At 35.4% G+C, this 19,115-nt stretch carries 17 protein-coding genes; 8 read left to right on the top strand and 9 right to left on the bottom strand.

The genetic code is table 11. The features are described from left to right. Positions 1 to 250: 250 nt before the first annotated feature. The 8 genes from AAT17_RS00700 to udk form a co-directional block, all read right to left on the bottom strand. Positions 251 to 1,519: a paraquat-inducible protein A gene (locus AAT17_RS00700; RefSeq protein WP_082586865.1), complete on the bottom strand. Its 1,269-nt coding sequence runs from the start codon at positions 1,517 to 1,519 to the stop codon at positions 251 to 253. 63 nt (positions 1,520 to 1,582) lie between these two features. Next, positions 1,583 to 2,236, bottom strand: coding sequence for a hypothetical protein (locus tag AAT17_RS00695; protein WP_157539183.1), 654 nt, complete (start codon positions 2,234 to 2,236; stop codon positions 1,583 to 1,585). 150 nt (positions 2,237 to 2,386) lie between these two features. Then, positions 2,387 to 4,351, bottom strand: coding sequence for a DUF2075 domain-containing protein (locus AAT17_RS00690; protein WP_060522470.1), 1,965 nt, complete (start codon positions 4,349 to 4,351; stop codon positions 2,387 to 2,389). A gap of 114 nt (positions 4,352 to 4,465) precedes the next feature. Beyond that, positions 4,466 to 4,738: a hypothetical protein gene (locus AAT17_RS00685; RefSeq protein WP_157539181.1), complete on the bottom strand. Its 273-nt coding sequence runs from the start codon at positions 4,736 to 4,738 to the stop codon at positions 4,466 to 4,468. A gap of 416 nt (positions 4,739 to 5,154) precedes the next feature. After that, positions 5,155 to 7,290, bottom strand: coding sequence for a methylmalonyl-CoA mutase (gene scpA / locus AAT17_RS00680; protein WP_060524908.1), 2,136 nt, complete (start codon positions 7,288 to 7,290; stop codon positions 5,155 to 5,157). Positions 7,291 to 7,329: 39 nt separating this feature from the next. Continuing rightward, a complete protein-coding gene (locus AAT17_RS00675; protein ID WP_060522468.1) occupies positions 7,330 to 8,694 on the bottom strand; it encodes a methylmalonyl-CoA mutase subunit beta in 1,365 nt (454 codons plus the stop codon). After that, entirely contained in the window at positions 8,687 to 9,022 is a 336-nt protein-coding gene (locus AAT17_RS00670; RefSeq protein WP_060522467.1) for a septum formation initiator family protein, read from the bottom strand. Before AAT17_RS00670 ends, AAT17_RS00675 begins: the two co-directional genes overlap by 8 nt. A gap of 19 nt (positions 9,023 to 9,041) precedes the next feature. Next, on the bottom strand, positions 9,042 to 9,650 hold the full coding sequence (udk, locus tag AAT17_RS00665) for a uridine kinase (protein ID WP_042280226.1): 609 nt from the start codon (positions 9,648 to 9,650) through the stop codon (positions 9,042 to 9,044). Positions 9,651 to 9,830: 180 nt separating this feature from the next. Here udk and ung point away from each other — a divergent pair, with 180 nt between their 5' ends. Further along, positions 9,831 to 10,496 carry a uracil-DNA glycosylase gene (gene ung / locus AAT17_RS00660; RefSeq protein ID WP_060524906.1) on the top strand — a complete coding sequence of 222 codons (666 nt, stop codon included), beginning with the start codon at positions 9,831 to 9,833 and terminating at the stop codon, positions 10,494 to 10,496. 9 nt (positions 10,497 to 10,505) lie between these two features. On the opposite strand, the gene AAT17_RS00655 is transcribed toward ung, so the two are convergent. Continuing rightward, entirely contained in the window at positions 10,506 to 13,277 is a 2,772-nt protein-coding gene (locus tag AAT17_RS00655) for a putative LPS assembly protein LptD (RefSeq protein WP_060522466.1), read from the bottom strand. A 219-nt stretch (positions 13,278 to 13,496) separates the two neighbouring features. Between AAT17_RS00655 and AAT17_RS00650 the strand changes: the two genes are divergently transcribed. The 7 genes from AAT17_RS00650 to AAT17_RS00620 all read left to right on the top strand — a co-directional run bounded on the left by AAT17_RS00650 (position 13,497) and on the right by AAT17_RS00620 (position 19,108). Next, positions 13,497 to 14,570, top strand: coding sequence for an N-acetylmuramoyl-L-alanine amidase (locus AAT17_RS00650; protein ID WP_060524903.1), 1,074 nt, complete (start codon positions 13,497 to 13,499; stop codon positions 14,568 to 14,570). 70 nt (positions 14,571 to 14,640) lie between these two features. After that, positions 14,641 to 15,594, top strand: coding sequence for an MlaD family protein (locus AAT17_RS00645; RefSeq protein ID WP_042280227.1), 954 nt, complete (start codon positions 14,641 to 14,643; stop codon positions 15,592 to 15,594). A gap of 6 nt (positions 15,595 to 15,600) precedes the next feature. Further along, positions 15,601 to 16,941 carry a (Fe-S)-binding protein gene (locus tag AAT17_RS00640; protein WP_042280228.1) on the top strand — a complete coding sequence of 447 codons (1,341 nt, stop codon included), beginning with the start codon at positions 15,601 to 15,603 and terminating at the stop codon, positions 16,939 to 16,941. A gap of 65 nt (positions 16,942 to 17,006) precedes the next feature. Further along, positions 17,007 to 17,798, top strand: a complete 792-nt coding sequence (locus AAT17_RS00635) for a (Fe-S)-binding protein (RefSeq protein ID WP_060522465.1) — start codon at positions 17,007 to 17,009, stop codon at positions 17,796 to 17,798. A gap of 1 nt (position 17,799) precedes the next feature. Further along, positions 17,800 to 18,414: a hypothetical protein gene (locus tag AAT17_RS00630; protein WP_060522464.1), complete on the top strand. Its 615-nt coding sequence runs from the start codon at positions 17,800 to 17,802 to the stop codon at positions 18,412 to 18,414. Between the two features lie 9 nt (positions 18,415 to 18,423). Then, on the top strand, positions 18,424 to 18,621 hold the full coding sequence (locus AAT17_RS00625; RefSeq protein WP_060522463.1) for a hypothetical protein: 198 nt from the start codon (positions 18,424 to 18,426) through the stop codon (positions 18,619 to 18,621). A gap of 1 nt (position 18,622) precedes the next feature. Next, positions 18,623 to 19,108 (top strand): hypothetical protein, encoded by a 486-nt coding sequence (locus tag AAT17_RS00620; protein WP_060522462.1) that lies wholly within the window; start codon positions 18,623 to 18,625, stop codon positions 19,106 to 19,108. Positions 19,109 to 19,115 lie beyond the last annotated feature (7 nt).

Genomic DNA, 19,115 nt, shown 5'->3' with positions numbered 1-19,115 from the left:
TATCTAATCCGATTAAATTTTTTCAAATACCAAGGATGAATTTATGTTCGTAATTTGGATAATTATATAAAACATGCGTAATGTTTGGAAATAACCCTGCCATTTGAAGACTCTGTCTAAAATACTTAGATTTAACTTTCTCACAAACAGTTTTTTATTAGTTTTATTTGTACTACAAACGACCTACAGATTTAATTTTAATAGAATGTAATTAGATTTTAGGATAACGAATTCAACGGTGTTGGTTCAATTAATTTAAAGACTCTTTATACAGATTAGTTATCGATTGAGAAATCGAAATACTTAAAATTACAAATCCTAAGAAAAAATAAAACCCATGTTGTAATTCAGAATTATTTGTTGTCAAAATATTTAAGCTCTTAGATATTTTTTCTAATTGATTAAGTTGGCTAGAGATAATTCCTGTAAAGCCTATATAGGACATGAATATTGCAACAACCATCACATCTGCCATTGACCATTTTCCACTTTTGAATACTAAAAATGAAATCATTTTGTTATTCACTAACTTCCCATGGAACATCAATCCTAAGCTAGAAATTATTTTTAATAAAGGGAAAATAATGCTGAAAGTCACGACTAAGATTCCTACGACTGTGACCTCGAATTTTTCTTGAGAAAGCATTAATGTTGACATTTCTACAATACTTTTACTTTTGTAATACAATACTTGGTCTTTAAAAGATATTGTTTCTCCAATAAGCTCAAATTCCATTATGCCTATTCTTGCATCAATATCAATCATTGGAAGAAGAACCCCTAAGAGCAAAAATTGAAGTGCAGTAATTATAAATATTACGAAATTAAAAGTTGAATGCTCCTTTGACAATAAAGTATATAACAGTATTACTATGTAACAAATGAAATTAACTACGAGAAATGAATTAATTTGTTTGTTATAATTCCTTATCGAATTTTTTATAATTATTGAACAATCATTTTTGTTATCAGTTCTGTATTTTGATAATATTAAATTAAATTGTTCGTAGTCTATCTTTTGAAAGGTACTATTTCTATACTTATCTAACTGTAAAAGAATATAATCTTTAATACTTTCTCGATTTTCTTCTTTTTCTAAAAAATTAATTATCTGGTCCGTAATCTCAGGAACATGTTGTTTTAGTCTTCCAAAAATATTAAAAACATCTGCACCAATATTTTTATAGGATATGCCAAAAAAAGAATTTTCTCTATTCTGCCTCTTATATGAGATCTCAAAATTTTCGATTACCTCATAAAGTAGTTTTTTAATTTTCTTTTCAGCTACTTCTCGATCTTTTCCTTTTAAATTTAATTCCTCTAGTCTGTTTATAATGATTGTGGCCAATTGGTCTTTCCATTTATCAACATTGAACAAACCATATTTAATATCTGATAACTCTATTAAGTCTTTTTTTAAAGATCGTTTGAAGTTTTCTAGATTGTACAAATTATAAGAAGATATGCTCGTAAATATAAAAAGCAAGCACAAAGTTATTTTTAATAAGTAATGTTTCATTTTAGCTTAAGAAAGTTTAAAAGTACTGTGGAGTGAACTACACATTAGACTAGCATTTATTTCTTAATAACTGGACAAATACCAACTCTTATTTCGTTTAACTAATTTCATCGTTCTTTTATAATCTGCGTTTAGTCCAAATAAAAATTCTATGTCTGCTTTTTTTTCTTTAAATATTGGAGTCCCAATAATTCGACCATATTTAAAATTTTGCATAAACTCATCTTTTTCCTCTACTGGATACGCTGATATGTATGCAATTTTGTCAACCTTGTTATCATTTTCATCATAAGGATCAACAAGAAAGATTGTTTGATTATAGTTACCGTATTTAGCTATTTCAAATAACTTTTCAAGAACTTTTTTTGGGCTTTCTGGCCATTCAAAAGTTTTATGAAGAACATCAAGTTTATTTTTAAGGTTATTAATATCTAAACGATAATTATAAATTATCCTTGATTTTTTTTCAAGTTCAGCAATTTGAGCTCGTTTTGTAGAAGAGGAACGTCCTATTTTAAAAGAATAAACATCATCAAATTCGGTCGAGAGTTTTTTGGATTGCTCATCGATGTTAGCCAAAATTTTATCTAGGTCAGATTTTTTCCTATCAATTCCTGAAATAACTTTTTGGTTATGAATTAATCGTTCTTCTTCGGACAACTGATTACAAGAAAAGAATGAGACTGCAAAAATCAGAAGTAGTATTTTTTTTTTCATATAGTTTTGTTTATGTACTTAAATTGTTTTGTAACTTAACATGTATGATTTATAACCAAAATCATAAATACATGCCATTCAGAAAATCTGCTTGTATTTTCAGAATTATACAGAAACAAGCAATTGCTTAGTTAAAGTTATATTTCGTTTTTAGATTTCTTTAATTCCAATATTTTTAAAATATTGCCAGGTATAATCATAAAATTCACTTGGTCTGGTATGGTCTTTAAATGAGCCATTTGGTATATAAATTATCATTCCTTGTCTGGCTCTGGTTAATAAAACTCTATATGTATTTTTTAAGTACTCTTTGCTTTTTTCTTTATTAATTTTCATCCACTTAGTACCCTTAAAGTTTTGATATTCCCAAGTATTATCTTTTAAGTAGAAGTTTGCTCCCCAAGCTAAACAAGACCAATCTATTTCTAAGCCCTGAATATCAAATTCAGTTGCTACTTCTTCTAAAAAATAAGAAGATCTAATATCTTTTTTTCCGTTTAGAAACCAATTCGGTGCGGATATTTCGTTTTTAACATCAATTCCCAACGGTCTTAGTCTACGAGCCCCAGAAGAGGCTATTAAACCTGTTCTTTCAGTTCCTTTAGCATTATTTCTAATCCAACTTTTGGCTACAGATAAATCTCTTGTGAGTAATATCGGAAAGTCATTATAAATTTCAGAATATAGATGTTTTGCTTTATCAATATTTAATTCCAGTAGTTCGTGTACAAAAGCTGAAAGTTTTTCGGACCTGAATGATCTTAAAGAAACGGATAAATGTAATTCTCTTTCGGATTTGGCATTTTCCAATAACCAGGTTCTTTGCTCATTTGTTCTAATATAGTTATTACTTTCTATAATTAAATTAGAATAATGTATATTCCAGTTTGTGAAATTTCGCTGAAATGAGTTAATCCATTCTTCAAGACCGGCTTCACCGATATTTATTTCTTGTCCACCACCTATTAAGCAAACAATGGTACACCAATCCTTGTGTCTATTCATAACATCAACCAAGAATTCAGGCTCAGACATATCGAAATTTTCTTCGCCTCTTTTCCTTTTCATAAAGGAGCTTACTTGTTTTTTATTCCAAGCACGTTGTGCTTCGTCGAAAACGACTACTTTTTCAAGCGCTTCAAATTGATTTTTTAAATATTCATCTCTAAAATGATGAATGTTTTGTATAAAGGCATTTGTTTTTCTTTTAGCATTTTCTTTTTTGATAGGTGTCCCATTAAGTTTAGAATTGAACACTATGTCTCTGGCTAGTGCTTCTCTTAAAACATCTACCAAAGGCCCGTTTCCTGACAAAAATACTGCGTGTTCATCTTCATCAGCATTCATTCTCTCATTGGTAATGTTTAATCCTGCTAATGTTTTACCTGAACCAGGAACACCAGTTACAAAACAAATTGTCTTTTTATTTTTAGATTTAGAATCTTCTATAATTCTATTTAGACAGTTGGCTGTTTTTGATAAATTTATAGCTCCTGCATCAGACCTAGATATATCTTCAACATTATGACCTTTATAAAGAGCTTGTGCAGCTTCTACTATAGTTGGAGTAGGTTTATATAGTGACATTTCCCAGTTTACACAATCGATTATTTTCGTTCTATTCTTTGTAAACTTGTTTATGCTATAGGCTAAATTGCTTTTATTTGATTTAACTACTTCAGTGTGATCCAAAACATTCTTGATATTACAATCATTATCAGCACCTTTAGTTGCTAATAATATAGGCACTAATCTTGCATTATGACTGCCTTCGTGGAAATTTTTTAAATCTAATGTGTAATCTAATACTTGTAGTTGTGCATAGTTTTTATAATCTGTTTCTCCAACTTTAAATTCTATAACAAAAATTGAATCCTTAATAATTACAATATTATCGACACGTTTTCCCATTCGAGGAATTGCAAATTCAAAGTAGATTTTACCTTCTAAACCAGATAGTTGATCTTTTAAAATTTCGATTTGTTTAACCCATGCATTTTTTTGTAGGTCTTCTAATTGTCTATTGGAATGATTCAAGCTTAATTTTCCTAGGATTGAGTTTTTATCTTCGGTTATAAAATCAAATATTGAGTTATTATAATAGGATCTATTCATTAAAAGTATGTGGTATTAATTACAGTATGAATGATAACGAATACAACAAGTTCAAACAATACACTTTGAATTCTATAGTGTGTCTTAGCTTTATTGTAGTCCTTGTTATCTCAGTTATTTTGTTTTCTCGATAACTTCAGTGATGTCTTTTCCCAGATAATTAGTCCAAATACCATTTTTGTATTCTATCACTCCTTCTTTGCTGTGGTAAAAGGTAGTACCCATTCCTTCTTTCGTTTCAATACCTACTAAATAGTCAGGTATGCATATAGTCTCGCCATTATTTTCTATTTCGGTATAACCTGAGTCGCAAGTATCGCTATCACAGGAATTCAAGGAAATTAACATTAGCGCAAATAAGCCAAAGGCAATAATTTTTCTTTTCATTTTTATTTGATTACTTCAGTTCCTACGGTTCTGGATACTGTTTAGACAATTACATTTAAAAGGTGCAACCGTTATACAATTGCAAGTACATATACAAGTTCAAAAACAAGTTTGTGGTGTAGGGCATGAAGGTTGGTTATTGTTAGGTAACTCAAATTTATAACACTTTGGTTAAATAAAAATACCCCAAAACGGGTATTTTTTGACCAGAATTTCAACAATCAGCCTTGCTAACCTCTTATTTTCAGAATCCTCCTTTTATCTAATCATATTATTGCAAAACACTTATAAACAGTTAGTTCAAAACAATCATTCTCTTAACAACAACCTATACAGTCAAAAAAAAAAGAGCCGTTTTTAATAAACGGCTCTTTCATCATTCATAGATGTAAAAAAACACCTATACAAATTCCTTATTATTCTGGGTGATTACCCAACAGTAAGTTAAGGATATCAATCGCAGCATCACTTATTTTGGTTCCAGGTCCAAAAACTGCCGCCACTCCAGCATCAAACAAGAACTGATAGTCCTTTCTAGGGATCACACCACCTACAATAATCATGATGTCATCACGACCGTACTTTTTAAGTTCTTCCATCACTTGCGGTACGAGCGTTTTGTGACCAGCAGCAAGGGATGACACACCTAGTACGTGAACATCGTTTTCTACAGCTTGTTTAGCAGCCTCAGCTGGTGTTTGAAAAAGTGGTCCTATATCCACGTCAAAACCTACATCAGCATATCCTGTAGCGACTACTTTGGCGCCACGATCGTGACCGTCTTGACCCATTTTGGCAATCATAATTCGTGGTCTACGGCCTTCTTCTTGTGCAAATTGGTCTGCTAGTTGTTGCGCTTTCGCGAAAGCGTGATCATTCATAATCTCTTTTTTATAAACGCCTTGTACACTCTTAATCTGTGCTCGATAACGGCCAAATACTTTTTCTAGCGCATCAGAAATCTCACCCAAGGTAGCGCGATGTTGTGCAGCTTGTACAGCAAGCTCCAATAAATTGTGTTCACCTGTTTTAGCAGCTTGTGTAAGTGCTTGTAAGGCGTTCTGTACTGCAGCCTCGTCACGACTAGCACGTATTTGCGACAATCGTTCTATTTGTTCATTACGCACCGCGGTATTATCAACCTCGAGTGTATCGATCAAGTCCTCGTCGGGACTAGGGTATTTATTTACACCTACAATAGTATCAATACCCGAATCAATACGGGCTTGTTTTCTAGCAGCGGCTTCTTCAATTCTCATTTTAGGAATACCAGCCTCAATGGCTTTGGTCATTCCGCCTAATTCTTCAACTTCTTCAATAAGTTGCCACGCCTTGTGAGCGATCTCGTGCGTGAGTTTTTCTACGTAGTAGGATCCAGCCCAAGGATCTACCGTTTTAGTAATGCCTGTTTCTTCTTGTAAAAACAACTGGGTATTACGAGCTATACGTGCGCTAAAATCGGTAGGCAAGGCAATGGCTTCATCCAGTGCATTAGTGTGCAAACTTTGTGTTCCACCAAAGGCTGCTGCTGCGGCTTCAATCGTGGTACGAGCTACATTGTTAAATGGATCTTGCTCAGTAAGTGACCATCCACTTGTCTGACAGTGCGTGCGCAGTGCAAGTGATTTGGCATTTTTAGGTTCAAATTGTTTGATCATTTTGGCCCAAAGCATGCGCGCTGCACGCATTTTGGCGATTTCCATAAAGTGATTCATTCCAATCGCCCAGAAAAAGGACAATCTAGGAGCAAAGGAATCTATATCCAGTCCAGCGGCTAGTCCCTTGCGCACATATTCTAATCCATCTGATAGGGTATAGGCTAGCTCTAGGTCACTAGTAGCACCAGCTTCATACATGTGATAACCCGATATGGATATCGAATTAAATTTAGGCATGTTTTTACTGGTGTATTCAAAAATATCTGAGATGATTTTCATACTAGGAGTAGGCGGATAGATGTACGTATTACGCACCATAAACTCCTTTAAAATATCATTTTGAATGGTTCCTGCTAGGTCTTTTTGATCCACGCCTTGTTCCATAGCGGCCACGATGTAAAAGGCCATAATCGGTAACACAGCGCCATTCATGGTCATGGAAACCGACATTTTATCTAAAGGTATACCATCAAAAAGGACTTTCATATCCTCAACACTATCAATGGCAACACCAGCCTTACCTACATCACCTACTACACGATCGTGATCACTATCATAACCACGGTGTGTTGCTAGATCAAAGGCTACGGACAGTCCTTTTTGTCCAGCAGCGAGGTTACGTCTATAAAAGGCATTAGATTCTGTCGCACTAGAAAAACCAGCGTATTGACGCACTGTCCACGGTCTTCTTACATACATGGTAGAGTAGGGACCACGCAAGTTGGGTGCTATTCCTGCTACAAAATCACGATGTTCAACATCATCAATATCATCGGGTGAATAATTGGTTTTTATGGCGATACCTTCGGCAGTGTCAAAACTCGCAGCGCTTGCCACTTTTTTTGAGCCGCCGTTAAAATCAATTTCTAATTGTGAAAGGTCTTTTCTTTTCATTTGTGTGTGCTGTAAGTAGGCTTTTACTCCAGTTTTCAATTAGGCTTGTTTCTCAAAATCTTCTGCCAGTCGTTTAGGGACGATAGGAGCGATGAGTGTTTTTCTAGGTTTGGTTTTTACATAAGGATACAGCTCGTATTCTTCTTGCATTCCTTGATCCTTATTAGGGTATTTATTTACGCCTACAAGAACTCTTTGCCCTGTTTCTAAAGCCTCGCGTTCTTTGGCATCACTTTCTTTGAGTTTGCGCTGCACCGTACCGTCAAACAAGGCTTGTACAAATCCGCCGGCTTTTTCTATTTCCTTAAACAAGTCATTGGCTTTCTCGGCTAGTTGTTTGGTAAGGTCTTCTATAAAATAAGCGCCATCGGCAGCATTGTGAATTTTATCAAAGTAAGCTTCGTCTTTAAGTACTAATAACTGGTTGCGCGCTATACGTGTTCCAAATTCATTTTCTTTATTGAAAAAGGCGTCGTACGGTAGATTATAGATCGTATCGCAGCCACCTAATACAGCACTCATACACTCGGTTGTGGTGCGCAGCATGTTTACGTTATAGTCTAATAAGGATTTGTTACGCAGGCTAGGCGATGCGGTGATGTAGGCTTCTAACTCCAGTCCATAGGCTTTACCTAAAGACTTGGTTACTAATCGATAAGCGCGGTATTTGGCAATGTTCATGAAGTAATCGCTGCCTATCGCGGTATCGATGTTGATTCTTTTTTCCGCTTTCGCGAAAGCGGATATCATATCATACTGTTCTAGGTGATTCAAATACTCGTTTAAATGAGCCATATAGTAAGCCAATTCCTGCACGACAGAAGCACCTGCTTCTTGATACAAACTAGTGTTTACAGTAATATTTGAAAAATATCCTGGATGTTGTAAAAGAAAAGCCAACCATTTTTCATGATCGGGTTTTAAGTTTTCAAACCAATTACCGTCACTCGCTAATTGATTGATAATATCCAAATGAACATAGCATTTAGGTTGTGCTTGTTGCAATTTTTCTAAAAACGCAAGGTCCAAAAACTGTGGATGCACTTGAATACCTATATTGGGTAAATCCTTAAACAACACTTCTATATCGATTGAGTTGTTAGGTATAATAAAAAGAACTCCTTCGGCACCTCGGGACAAACCGTCCTTAGCCTTTTCATTAGCTACAGCTGCATCACCTGCATAAATAGATTGGGATATGTACCAGCTGCCTGTTTGCGTAGCACGAGTAGGTACTTGAATAGGAGTGGCGTCATCACTGTGATAAAAAGGTTTGATATCGATACCTTCGGCAGTATGCGTGATTAAGGTCTCGTTATAGTCGGCACCTTTAAGATCTACATGTATTTTTTGTTTCCATTCCTTGGCGGTAACCGGTGAAAATTCTTCAAATAATTTACTCATTCTCTTTGTGTTTAACAGAGTCTGGATGTTCTATGATAAAAACTTCTTCGTTTTGTTTTTTCATTAAGTAGCGTTCTCTAGCAAATTTTTCTAGACCTTTTTGCGTACTTAATTGACTGATGCGTGCACTGTCGCGTTTGATACCTTTTCTAAAAAAGGCAGCATTTTGCTCTTTCTCGGCAATTTGCTTATCAATTTCATAATGAGAGGTAAACCAGGCATTGGCATCTAGAAATAGAATCCACACAATAAAAAACAAGCTTATAAGCACATATTTGTTGCTAAAAAACTGGTAGTATTTATTCTTTTTGATGGATTTCCAATTCATACCTCACTAAAATAAGCAATTACGCAATTTTTTGATCAATAATAGTGCGTAAAATTTTAACACCTACTTTATTAAAACGATTGGTAGGTATGATCACATCGGCATAGGCCTTTGTAGGTTCAATAAATTGTTGGTGCATAGGTTTTAAGGTGTTTTGATAACGTTCTAGCACCTCGTTCATATCGCGACCTCGATCTACAATATCTCGTTTTAACCTGCGAATTAATCGTTCGTCACTGTCACAGTCTATATAAACCTTGATATCAAACAGCTTGCGTATTTTAGGCATTGTAAGGATAAGAATACCTTCTACAATTATAACTTGGCTAGGAGCTGTAGGAACAGTCTCACCCGTGCGATTGTGATCTACAAAGGAATAAATAGGCTGGTCAATCGTAATTCCTTTACGTAGTTGTTTGATGTGCTTTTCCAATAAATCAAAATCAATACTTTCTGGATGATCAAAATTGATTTTTACTCGTTCTTCATAACTCAAATGACTAGTGTCCTTGTAATAACTGTCTTGTGAGATGACAGTAACCTCATTCTCTGGGAATTCATGGACCATTTGTTGTACAACAGTGGTTTTACCGCTACCTGTTCCTCCTGCTACGCCTATTATTAGCATGTTGATTTTGTTTTTGCAAAAATAGGATTTTGTTAGGTGACGACCACGTTAATTTACACGTGCTTTGATAAAAACTATTGACAGTTTTCTGATTCGTTCTTTTGGAATTGTTCATAAGAAATGAAGGCGAGCTTTTTAAGAACCGATAAAGCGATTTATTTTAGCCTAAAGCCGTTTTTTATGTCCATTAAATTAGACCCTAGTTGGAAGGAAATGCTGCGCGAGGAAATTGATGCGCCGTACTTTGAGGAACTTACTGATTACGTGAGAAAAGAATACGAGGAACACACGTGCTATCCACCAGGAAGCAAAATATTTGCAGCGTTAGATCGCACACCGTTTGAAGAGGTTAAAGTCGTTATTATAGGTCAGGATCCTTACCACGGACCAGGACAAGCTAATGGTTTATGCTTTTCTGTAGCTGATGGTATTGCTCATCCTCCTAGCTTGATTAATATTTTTAAAGAAATAACTACCGATTTACAAAAGCCTTATCCCAAATCGGGTAATTTAGAACGATGGGCAGATCAAGGTGTTCTACTCTTAAATGCCGTACTCACAGTACGAGCTGGACAAGCAGGTAGTCATCAAAAAATAGGCTGGGAACGATTCACAGATGCTATAATTAAAAAAATAGCTAATGAAAGAGAAGGAGTGGTGTTTATGCTTTGGGGTGGCTATGCTAAAAAGAAAGCCAAATGGATCGATAAAAAGAAACACCTTATTCTAGAAAGTGGACATCCTAGTCCATTGAGTGCCAACAGAGGTTATTGGTTTGGAAACCGTCATTTTTCAAAATGCAATCAGTATTTACGAGAGCAAATGAAAGAACCTATTGATTTTTAAAAGGCTTACTTAAAATTGAGGATCTGGTTGACGACGTTGATCCCATTTAATATCACTAAGCGCGCTTGCCTTAATACCGATAAAGAAGAACCACGATTGATTAGGACCAATAGGTGTCCAGTTAAAACTCATTCTGAAACTTTCTAGATCTCTATTGAATCGTAGTGTTGTGAATGAAATACCATTATTAGCAAAATCATAACCTGTGTTTCCTCCTACAGACCAACGCGGTGACAATTCCACATCACCACTCACCATTAAAGATTGACGGTTGATTTCATTTTGTCGTTCCGCATTATTATATGTCATCGTATAAGCAATATTAAGACGCCATGGAATTTTAAAACGATAACGTTTTTCGTCAACATTCACTTCTTCTGGATCTTGCTTTTTGTTTTTATAGTTTTCGGCATAATCCAGAGGTTTTCCAAAGAGGTCGTCCTCGCGACCACCTTGAGATAAAGATCTATTTTCTACTTTTTCATCACCAAGATCATCTTCTTCATCATCCTCACTGCGAGTAAAGTCCTTGTCACTCAAGGTAAAGTTTAATCGAGCTCCAGCGTTGGTTAATCTAAACAAGCTACCACCGTTATTGATATTAAACTCATCTACACGACGATTGTTAGCGTCTAAAGCATATGGATCTAGATTAGCATTTAAGTTTAAGTCAATCTTTTTAGTAATAGGAATTACTGCACTCATATTAATGGGACTCCACTGCAAACTATCACCAGCGAGGTTATAGGCTGTTTGAAAATTCAAACTTTTAATAAGTTGCACCTTTCTAGGTTCTGTTTTTGTGGTGTCTCGTTCTCGTACCTTAGCCTCTAGATTATTTTGAACACCTATTCCTATGGAACTAGAGAAGTTGCGTCCTGGTGCGCCAAATAGGGTACGGTCAAATCGGCTCGCAAAACGTTCCTCAGGAAAAATATCTTGACCGCTTTCAGTCAGAACACGATCGTAATATTGATCAAAACTAGGATTTGCCGAATACGAAATATTAGGTCTTATCGTGTGACGTATAGCCTGATACTTTCCCTTTTTATTACTGTTTTCCCACAAACCATATATAGTAGTACCTACACTAGCACCATACCTATAGGTACGATACGAATCAAAACCAGATAGCGTATCAATTTCAGTAGTGGCTAGACCTTGATCGTTAATCACCGCAGTAGTTTTAGTGGTTTGAAATACCCAAGTTTCTTCATAATTGGCATTTGCCGAAACACTAAAAGGACCTACCTTAAAGTTAGTAGCGACTGGAATTGTGTGTCGAATACCGCTTTGCGCACCTTCAAACATTCTATCAGATAGAAAATCCTCGTCAGTAGTAGTGATTCGGTTTTCAGCACGTACGTTATACTGAAGATTGATGTTCTCGATAATCCCTTTCTTTGCACCGAATTTAGGAGCAAATGGGAAAACTCGAGAAACGCTTCCTTGAAAATTAGGCAGGTTCATGGTAACCTCACCAGTTTGTACTAACTGTGAATGGGTTACACCTATATTAAAATTAACCTGAGGTTCTCCTTGAAAGGTTTTAGAATAATTAATCGAACTACTAAAATTGTTGTTTAAGGTAGCCGCTTGATTAATTTGGTTGAAGCTATTGCTATAAAATCTAGAACTACCTAGGTTTACACTAGCACTAAATCTAGAGTCTGGATTTGCCTTTGGATCCTGACTGTGTTGCCAGTTAATATTATAGATAGTCGATTTTCTAAAGTCTGAAAATCCGCGCTCACTCTGTACTTGATTTTCGTATGAAAATCTAAAATTACCATTGAAGCTGTATCTTTTGGCATAAGAGCTCTCTATCCGAAAACCATAACTACCATTAGTAAAATAATCACCTAATACCGTAAGATCCACATAATCATTAATAGCAAAATAATAACCACCGTTTTGTAAAAAGTAACCTTGATTTACATTGTTACCAAAGCTGGGAACGATTACTCCACTTTTACGTTCCTCGGTCATTGGGAAATAAGCAAACGGTAAACCTATAGGAGTAGGAACATCGGCAATCCACATATTGACAAGTCCTGTTACAATTTTCTTTTTAGGAACAAATTTGATCTTTTGAGCAAGAAAGTAGTATTCTGGATTATCAGGATTTGACGAAGTAGTAAAACGAGCACGCTTCATGTAAAAGACAGAATCGTTCACTTTTTTAGTAGTCTCTGCAAATACATTAAACTCGCCTTGAGTGGTCCTGGAATTATAGGTAAGTGCTTTTTTAGAATCCTTATTAAAAATGATGCTATCTGGTTCTACGACATTAGTTCCTTGAGTAAAGACAGGTTTTTGTTCATAAGCTTGAGTACTGTCATTTACAATTCCATAAGCAAATACATCACCTGTATTATTATCAATCACTATTTTACCAGCTTCAAGCTTGGTATCACCATATTCAATAATGGCATTATCATAGAGAGTAATAATATTATTACGTCTATCGATACGCTTTCTACTAGCTTTTGAAACTAATTTATATTCTAAAAATGGTTTCTTTTCAGTTACGGTACTATCTTGTTTAGTACTGTCTTGTGGTTTAATAAGGTCTTCTGCATTAACCTTAAGTTCCTTTTCTTCTTCAGGTTTTGGTTCTTCCTTTACTGGAATAGGCGTATTGGAGCTAGGTAATTCCTGGCTCCAGCTGTAATTTAAAGCTGTTAAAAAGACGGTGAAAAATAAAAGTGTCCTCAATGGATGGTACAATCTTCTTATTAGTAATTTCGTTACAGAATAGTCTTGTTTTTGAAACGCCAAAACTACGTATAAATTTTGTAGGTAGATGAATTAATTACAGGGATGTATACCGCAGGATAGATCCTATTGAATTACAGGAAGTTGGTAGAAGTACAAGAAAGTTTGGTTATTACGCTTTCGCGAAAGCGTACCTATGAGCCAGCTTACCGTTATAAAATGGTATAACAATTGTATAAAGTAAATAACAAGTACGTTAATAAGGAAAACGAATTCGATTTTATGAAGATATATATTGCTCTATTGCTATTTCTAGGTTCTTTACAGCTGCACGCAGGTAATGAACCTGTGGATTCCACCATTACAAAGCCGGCAAAAAAGTTTACCGTAGTATTAGATGCTGGTCATGGTGGTAAGGATCCAGGTAAATTAGTTTCTAGCGTACGTGAAAAGGATATTGCTCTAAAAGTGGTAAAATTTTTGGGTAAAGAATTAGAGGACCATACGGATATTGAAATCGTTTATACACGTACAACTGATAAGTTTTTAGAATTATACCAACGAGCAGATATTGCTAATAAGGCCAAGGCAGACCTTTTTATATCAGTTCACTGTAACGCAGCAGCGTCTCGCAGTGCCAAAGGGAATGAAACCTGGGTATTGGGATTACATCGTAATGCAGATAATCTAGAGGTTGTAAAACGAGAAAACGCAGTAATTCTACTGGAGGAAGATTATGAAGAAAAATATGCCGGTTTTGATCCTAATGATCCTGCAAGTTTTGCCAGCAATCTAATTGTGCAAGAAGAATACTTGGACAATAGTATTGAGATGGCGTCCAAGGTTCAATCAAATTTTGAAGCAGATTTAAAACGAAAAAACCGAGGCGTAAAACAAGCTGGATTTGCAGTATTAAGATTATCCTACATGCCTAGTGTTCTTATAGAAACGGGTTTTATTACCAATGCTGAGGAACGTAAATTTTTAAGTAGTTCGACAGGTCAAAAAAAGGTGGCACACGCCATTTATGATGCAGTCATTAAATACAAAGCAAATCGCAGTCTCAATAATTTTGTAATAGACGACATTACGGATTTAAGTGAAACAGTTGAATCTAATAACACTATTTATAAGGTTCAAATAGCAGCTAGTAAAAACAAAATAGAGGCAAAGTCATACAATTTTAAAAAGTTACCAGCCATATCTAGAGAACAAGAAGGAGCCATCTACAGATATTTTACAGGTAGTTTTAATGATCTTAAACAAGCAGAAGATTTACAGAAGAAAGCGGTTAAGCTAGGATATAAATCTGCCTTTATAGTTAAGTATGAAAATGGCGAGCGCAGTCGCTTGTGATAACTCGTTGTTAATATAGTTGTATACTACATAGAGCTTATTATCTTTACATTTGTGAAAATCTGTAAAGATGAAAGTTTCTAAAGAAGTTAAGGTAGGTATTCTTACTGTTGCCTCAATCGCATTGTTTATATTTGGATATCAATATCTTAAAGGTCGTAATTTATTACAAGACGATCGTAATTTCTATGCGGTTTATGACAATGTAGAAGGCCTTACAAAGTCGGCTCCTGTTACTATAAATGGGCTACGAGTAGGAAATATTGACGATATTCAGTTCCTAGATTCTAGTGGAAGATTGTTAGTAAGTTTTCATGTGGACGGCTCATTTAACTTTTCAAAAGAAAGTACAGCGAGTGTATATAGCACCGGTTTAATAGGAGGAAAAGCACTTGCCATCGTTCCAAATTTTTCGTCGGACGGACCTATCGCCAAAGATGGCGACACCTTATCATCTAAGATTGATGAAGGACTACAAGGAAAGGTAATGGATGAATTCCTGCCTCTTAAAGATAAGATTGAACATTTGATTACCACGTCAGATTCGGTGATGAGTGATTTACACAAGACCTTAAATAAAGATACAAGAACATCAATCACAAACAGCCTTGCCGAAATTGAAGACGTACTTAGAGAATTTAAAGGGATAAGTCGTAATACCAATCAAATACTAGGAGATAATAAAGAGGCCATAGATAGGACCATTAAAAATCTCGACAAAACAAGTAGTAATTTTGCAGTTATGTCAGATTCATTGGCACAAATAGAACTAGCTGGTACCATTAAAAGTTTAGAAACATCGGTAGGTAAATTCAATAATTTGCTTGATCAAGTTTCAAACGGTGAAGGAAGTTTAGGAAAACTTATGACCGACGACAAACTATACGTGAATTTAGAAAAGGCAACTAGACAAGCCGAAGAATTATTACAAGATATAAAATTAAACCCTAAACGTTATGTTCATTTTTCTGTGTTTGGAAAGAAACCAGGAGAATATGAAGAACCAGAAAATCGAGACAGATAAAGCACTATGAAGATACTTTCCATCATTGTTTTTGCCCTTATTCTAGTGGCCGCAGTAGGTTTATTCGCTAGAAACATCAAGCGTATGATACGCAACATTAAATTAGGTCGAGAAGTTGATCGATCTGATAATAAAAAGGAACGCATGGCGCAGATGCTGCGTATAGCGTTTGGACAATCAAAAATGGTACGTAGACCTGTTTCTGGTTTTCTACATGTGGTTGTCTATATAGGTTTTGTTATCATCAACATTGAAGTACTTGAAATTATAGTTGATGGTTTGACAGGATCACATAGAATTTTTGCTCCATTCCTTGGTGGCTTCTATGACTTTTTAATTTTCACGTTTGAAATACTTGCCTTTTTAGTTCTAGTATCGGTTGTCATTTTTTGGTTACGCCGTAATGTAATGAACATTAAACGCTTCATGATGGGAGAATTAAAAGGATGGCCTAAAAATGATGCAAACTACATCTTGTATTTTGAGGTTGTTCTTATGAGTTTGTTCCTTACCATGAATGCGACAGATTTCATTCTACAAACAAGAGGAGTTGAAGGGTATGCACACGCAGGAGAAATATATGGATCATTCCCAATAAGTGGTTTTATAGTTCCTTTATTTGAAGGCATGGCCGATAGTACTCTTATTATTGTTGAAAGAGCTGCATGGTGGCTGCATATAGTTGGTATCCTTATATTCCTTAATTATTTATACTGGTCTAAGCACCTGCACATATTACTAGCATTTCCTAATGTCTACTTGGCAAAACTTACTCCACAAGGTAAGTTCACTAATATGGATGCCGTAACTAAGGAAGTAAAACTAATGATGGATCCGAACGCAGATCCGTTTGCTGCTCCAGACCCATCAGCAGAAGAAGGAGAACCAGAAAGTTTAGGAGCTCAAGATATTTTTGATCTCAATCAAGTTCAATTATTAAATGCCTACACATGTACAGAGTGTGGTCGTTGTACGAGTGAGTGTCCTGCAAATATTACTGGTAAAAAATTAAGCCCTAGAGCCATCATGATGAAAACTCGTGATCGTTTAGAGGAAGTAGGAGCGGTGATTAATAAAGAAGGTGAGTGGAAAGACGACGGTAAAACCTTACTCAATGACCACATCACAACCGAAGAACTTTGGGCTTGTACTACCTGTAATGCCTGTGTAGAAGCTTGTCCTATTGGAATTGATCCACTTAGTATCATAATGGAAATGCGCAGGTATTTAGTTCTTGAAAATAGTGCAGCGCCTAATGAGCTTAATATTACAATGGGTAATATTGAAAACAACGGTGCGCCATGGCCTTACAATCAAATGGATCGATTAAACTGGGCAAACGAATAAAAGAAATAGAATAAGTGATTTAAATTACGCTTTCGCGAAAGCGTAATCATCAAACAAAATATACAATGAGCGAAGCATTAAAAGTCCCTACAGCAGCAGAGTTTTTAGCACAAGGAAAGCAACCAGAAGTGTTGTTTTGGGTAGGTTGTAGTGGTAGTTTTGACGATAGAGCAAAAAAAATAACCAAAGCGTTTGTAAAATTATTGAATAAAGCAGGCGTAGAATTTGCCGTTTTAGGTGCCGAAGAAAGCTGTACCGGAGATCCCGCTAAACGAGCAGGAAACGAGTTTTTATTTCAAATGCAAGCCATGATGAACATTGAAGTTCTTAATGGTTATGAAATCAAAAAAATAGTAACAGCTTGTCCACACTGTTTTAATACTTTAAAAAACGAATATCCAGAACTAGGTGGAAATTATGAAGTAGTACACCACACCCAATTTTTAAAATCATTAATAGCAGAAAGTCGTTTAAAAATTGAAGGTGGTAAGTTTAAAGGAAAAAAAATAACCTATCATGATCCTTGTTATCTAGGTAGAGCAAATGATGAATATGAAGCTCCTAGAGAATTATTAGAAAAACTGGATGCAGCATTACTAGAAATGAAGCGTAGTAAACGTAATGGATTGTGTTGTGGTGCTGGTGGTGCTCAAATGTTTAAGGAGCCGGAACCTGGTAACAAAGACATAAACATTGAACGTACTGAAGAAACTTTAGAAACCGGTGCCGAAATTATCGCTGCAGGATGTCCATTTTGTAACACGATGATGACTGATGGTATTAAGGCAGCAGAAAAGGAAGGTCAGGTAGAAGTGCTTGATGTCGCAGAATTAATCGCAAACGCAGAAGATCTATAACATGAAACACCTAATATCTACCATTTTATTTCTATTACTAGTAATTACTAGTCAAGCACAGCAGTTTAATGAAGAAGGTATCAATACCTTAGCCGACAAGGTTTGTGAGCAACTAACTAAAGATGACATTAACGCTAGTGAACAAGGTCCAGGTGAAGCGGAAGCCTATTTTGAAAAAACCGTAGTTAATGTGGTGATGAAAAACTACAGGCTTTTTAAATCTAAAGGACTAGATATAAATGAACAAAATGGTGAAGCAATAGGTGAAGAAATGGCCATAGTGCTTATGGCAAATTGTCCTAAAGCTGCAGAGCTTTTTACAACCATGGCAATAGAGTCTATGGATGAAGAGGAAGACTCAAGTGAATCAGGTGTTGTTGTAGGAACTGTTGTAAGTATCTCAAGCGATATGATTCCTTTAATTACTGTGAGAGAAAATAATGGGAATATTGTTAAAATCCTATGGCTATCTACTGTAGAAAATTATCACCTATTATACGACGCAGCAAACGATGGTAAAAAATACCAGTTCACTATTTACGAGGCAACTATTTACGACGGTCGTATTCAAGAATATCGCGATATGAACGTACTTGAAATGGTGCAAGGCATTTAAAAAATAAGTATGTCTAACAAATTACCTTATGGAAAAGTACTTATAAGTGCTTTTATAGGTGGAAGCGTGTATGCCTTGATAATGAGTGCCTTCTATATTTATATGGAAGAACGCCCATTTAGTTTCATTAAATTCATCATTGATTTAATTTTAGGGATGGCAATTATGTTTGCCGTTACTTATTATAATTACCGAAAAAGAAAATAAAATGCTAGTAGAGTTCAATCAATTACCTGATGATGCCAGAGTTTGGATTTACCAAGCAGATAGACCATTTACTGATGAAGAGCTTGAAACTCTTAAACCACAAATGAATGCTTTTCTTAATCAATGGACCGCTCACGGCAAGGATTTGAATGCTGGTGTAGATTATCCCTATAATCGTTTTATCGTATTAGGATTAGACGAGTCAAAGGCAGGTGCTACCGGTTGTTCTATAGACGCATCGGTTCATTTTATTCAATCCATAGAAAAAGAGTACGGTATTGACCTTATGGATAAAATGAACGTTACATTTAAATCGGGACAATATCTTGCTCACAAAGATCTTGCTGCTTTTAAAAAAATGGCTAAGGATCGTAGTGTATCTGCTAAGACTATCGTGTTTAATAATTTGGTACAAAATGTAGGAGAATACCGTGAACACTGGGAAGTTCCTGCTAGCGAGAGCTGGCATGCCAGATTTTTCAAGTAACAAAAAT

Origin of the sequence: Nonlabens sp. MIC269, assembly GCF_001430865.1 — a bacterium.
Lineage (GTDB): Bacteria > Bacteroidota > Bacteroidia > Flavobacteriales > Flavobacteriaceae > Nonlabens > Nonlabens tegetincola.
Note: the sequence above shows the minus strand (reverse complement) of the source record. Positions and strands in the feature narration are given on the sequence as shown.

Coding starts and splice junctions, on each gene's coding strand:
- AAT17_RS00690 (WP_060522470.1), bottom strand. CDS start 4,351: ATGAATAGATCCTATTATAATAACTCAATATTTGATTTTATAACCGAA.
- AAT17_RS00675 (WP_060522468.1), bottom strand. CDS start 8,694: ATGAGTAAATTATTTGAAGAATTTTCACCGGTTACCGCCAAGGAATGG.
- AAT17_RS00630 (WP_060522464.1), top strand. CDS start 17,800: ATGAAACACCTAATATCTACCATTTTATTTCTATTACTAGTAATTACT.
- AAT17_RS00650 (WP_060524903.1), top strand. CDS start 13,497: ATGAAGATATATATTGCTCTATTGCTATTTCTAGGTTCTTTACAGCTG.
- AAT17_RS00635 (WP_060522465.1), top strand. CDS start 17,007: ATGAGCGAAGCATTAAAAGTCCCTACAGCAGCAGAGTTTTTAGCACAA.
- AAT17_RS00625 (WP_060522463.1), top strand. CDS start 18,424: ATGTCTAACAAATTACCTTATGGAAAAGTACTTATAAGTGCTTTTATA.
- scpA (WP_060524908.1), bottom strand. CDS start 7,290: ATGAAAAGAAAAGACCTTTCACAATTAGAAATTGATTTTAACGGCGGC.
- AAT17_RS00645 (WP_042280227.1), top strand. CDS start 14,641: ATGAAAGTTTCTAAAGAAGTTAAGGTAGGTATTCTTACTGTTGCCTCA.
- AAT17_RS00695 (WP_157539183.1), bottom strand. CDS start 2,236: ATGAAAAAAAAAATACTACTTCTGATTTTTGCAGTCTCATTCTTTTCT.
- ung (WP_060524906.1), top strand. CDS start 9,831: ATGTCCATTAAATTAGACCCTAGTTGGAAGGAAATGCTGCGCGAGGAA.
- AAT17_RS00670 (WP_060522467.1), bottom strand. CDS start 9,022: ATGAATTGGAAATCCATCAAAAAGAATAAATACTACCAGTTTTTTAGC.
- AAT17_RS00700 (WP_082586865.1), bottom strand. CDS start 1,519: ATGAAACATTACTTATTAAAAATAACTTTGTGCTTGCTTTTTATATTT.
- AAT17_RS00620 (WP_060522462.1), top strand. CDS start 18,623: ATGCTAGTAGAGTTCAATCAATTACCTGATGATGCCAGAGTTTGGATT.
- AAT17_RS00685 (WP_157539181.1), bottom strand. CDS start 4,738: ATGAAAAGAAAAATTATTGCCTTTGGCTTATTTGCGCTAATGTTAATT.
- AAT17_RS00640 (WP_042280228.1), top strand. CDS start 15,601: ATGAAGATACTTTCCATCATTGTTTTTGCCCTTATTCTAGTGGCCGCA.
- udk (WP_042280226.1), bottom strand. CDS start 9,650: ATGCTAATAATAGGCGTAGCAGGAGGAACAGGTAGCGGTAAAACCACT.